Origin of the sequence: Clostridium sp. LS, from assembly GCF_002760435.1 — a bacterium.
GTDB lineage: Bacteria > Bacillota > Clostridia > Clostridiales > Clostridiaceae > Clostridium.
In genome coordinates this window covers 1-3,027 of the sequence record NZ_AUUU01000198.1, presented here as the reverse complement: position 1 = coordinate 3,027, position 3,027 = coordinate 1, and the positions used below count along the sequence as shown (strand labels likewise).

The 3,027-nt window shown below is 34.0% G+C and carries 3 protein-coding genes; all 3 read right to left on the bottom strand.

What is annotated here, in order from left to right:
* Window positions 1-154: 154 nt before the first annotated feature.
* Window positions 155-328 carry a hypothetical protein gene (locus COL3_RS26225; protein ID WP_180277995.1) on the bottom strand — a complete coding sequence of 58 codons (174 nt, stop codon included), beginning with the start codon at window positions 326-328 and terminating at the stop codon, window positions 155-157.
* Between the two features lie 264 nt (window positions 329-592).
* Window positions 593-1,399: a hypothetical protein gene (locus COL3_RS26220; RefSeq protein WP_008419851.1), complete on the bottom strand. Its 807-nt coding sequence runs from the start codon at window positions 1,397-1,399 to the stop codon at window positions 593-595.
* Between the two features lie 70 nt (window positions 1,400-1,469).
* The coding region (locus COL3_RS26215) for a peptidoglycan-binding protein (RefSeq protein WP_099716768.1) at window positions 1,470-3,027 on the bottom strand (1,558 nt) is incomplete at its 5' end.

Sequence of the window (3,027 nt, the reverse complement as noted above, 5' to 3'; positions counted from 1 at the left end):
ACTTCATAGATACCATTTTCATCTACTACTTGTGGTGACTTTCCATTAATCTTTGGCTTTTGAGCTCTGTTATCCCAGCCAACTTGATTACCATTATTTTCGTATTCTAATTTGTTTTCTTTATCTCTTCCTTGACTGTTGCAATTGCTTCCCTTCAACTGATGATGTACAATCTTTTCATTTCTCCGTTGAAATCCACTCCCTTTCCTTCAGCGAATATTACAAAGGCAGAAGTATCTCCAACATAGCTTTCTATTGTTTTCACGCTCTTTCCGTCCTCCTCTAGGTGTATCTTGAATCTTTGTACCAGCTTATTTGCTCCTTTCATTGTTTTAGGCACAGAAAAAAGGCTAACGCCTTTTTATCAGCGTTAACCTTCATTATTGTTATAATATATATTTGATTTTTACTTTTGTTACAGCTTACTGCATTATCATTATTATGTAGCAACCTTGACGTTACTTATTGAACCAAGGGGATATAATAATAGTGAACTTTTATATTCCTATTAGCAATCTCCATTCTTTTGCAGCCAATACTTTTCTAATTTTGAAGTCAGAACTCACCACTTTGAAGATAGCTTTTTATTATACTATAAGGCACTTAGTTGAAACATATCAATTTTAGAGTAATTAACATTTGATTGACTGCTACTCAGTGTAACAAGACAAATATCATTTGGTATGCTTAGAAATCTTGCCTTTAGAAATATATAATTTTTATTCGGATGCAGTACTCTTTTATCTTGAGTTGTAATTATTTCTATTATATTTTCATTTACTATGGCAAATGTTCCCCATCTAAATTCGATATCAAGAAAATTAACAGTGGCATTATTAAGGACATATTTAGTTTGGTCCTTAACGTTGAGCATATTAATATTACGTTTCTCATCATCTATAATCGCTATGTACTCATGCGGAAATGCTCTAATAACCTTGTGTTTTATTGATTCCCGATGAATTTTACATAAATTAGGATATAACTTTTCAATTTCTTTACAATCAATTTTTTTTATTGTTTTTTCATATGCGCAAACCCTATAGAAGTCACCCTTATATGTTGTTAAAACTAAGCCATTCTCATTCCATTCATATAAATTTGAAAAAATTAAACTCTCTAATCCATTATTTAGATAAATTACTTTATATTCATAGTTTGCAATATCAATATACACCATACACTCGTTATCTGGACAAAATAGTAACATTTCTTCACTATTATTAATGAAAGAGGAGTACACTGTTATACCTTCAAAAATATTTAATCTTTTTATTAAATCAAGATTGTTATCAAGTATTAGTATACCATCATAGTTATCATTAATGATTATTTTATCTGATAAAACCTCCATAAAATATATATCGTTCTGCTTAAATTCTTTTGTCTTTATAAGCACTTGACTCACCTCCAAAATAAATATTTTAGTAGAAAGGCATGTATACAACAATACCTTTCTACTGGAGATATTATCTTACATTAATCTTTTTTGTTGGGTCTGCAGTTCCTGGTATTAGCTCTCCTGTTTGTGGATTAGCTTCACCAATATGATTTCCCCTCTTATCAAATACCTCCAAATGTGATGCCTCTCCTGTGTGGAAAGTATCACGGTAATAATAATTATCACCATTTTTGTAAACTTGAGCACCTTTAACCTTAATATTAGTCTTTGTATAATCTTTACTGCTCAATACGGTCTCCTTATCTAATGGTACACGATTATCCTTTATATAATCTGGAGCTTTACCCGCCCCCTGAGTACTAGGATTTGCCTTACAAACATTATGAACAAAAACTCCAGCATCTGAAACAAAATAAGTATGCCAATCTGAAACCTCAAAATTGTACACCTTTATAGCTTTGTCTAGCTTTTCTTTGGAAACCTTGCTTACCTCAGCAATTTTACCAGAAGATAAAAGCACTTTATCTCCTTCTTCCAAATTTCCTGCTTCTATCCAGCCTTCATTTACTACCCAGAATCGATGGTTTTCTGTAGTATCGATTTTAGTTCCTTCTACATCTAGATGAACTAAAGTATCTACTTCTTTTACAAAGGCATTTCTTACTTCTTTATATCCTTTTTCTCCTGTATCAGCATTTTCAGAAAGAACTTTATCTCCTACTTTTATTTCTTCTATGGACTTATTTCCTTGCTCAGTTAATACTATAGTCCCTGCTACAAAGCAAGCTCCTGAAGCTGTATTACTTTCCTCCACAGTCGTCTGTGCTGCCTCAGCTTCAGCCGCCTCCTGAGCCATCTTTCTATTTCTTGCCATTGTAGTAATATAATTAGCAAATTCTTCCGCCGCCTCGTCAGTCTTTACTACTGCACTTTCAGCAAGTTCAATTCCACCACTTACAGGATTTGGTGGCAAAGACATTATCGCAAAATTGAACGCATCCATCTGATCTTGAGTAATTACTATACCACGTGTATCTTTAGGATTTACAAATCCTGCTGATGGTGGAGAATGTTTAGTTTCATCAAAATAATTAGCCCCATCACACCCATTATTAGCTGGTTCCTGACGTTCATCAATTTTATCTCCTACGTTACTGATATATGCCGATTGAAGTGCTTTTTCAGTTTCTGGTCCTAATATTCCATCAGGGTCTAGCCCATAATCACTTTGGAATTGCATAAGTGCTTCTTTTGTCTTTGAACCAAAGATTCCGTCAGCTCCATAGCTGCCTAAATCGTAGTTTAACTCAATTAATCTCTTCTGAAGTTTTACTACGTCTTGTTGTTTATCTCTTGCAACATACTTTGCTTGCAATAGCGCTGTTTGCGTATTTTTTCCTACTATTCCATCAGCATCTAATCCATTGGCTTCTTGGAATTGTTCAACTGCTGCTTGAGTTGCTGGACCAAATTGTCCATCTGCTCCACTTGCGCCTAAATCATAGCCTCTCTCTATTAATCTCTCTTGAAGAAGTTCTACTTCACCCCCACTGTCACCTAGTTGAAGTACTGTACTTGCTGTATTCATAGTTGCAAATGACCAATGTCTTTGTTCATCTGTTTCC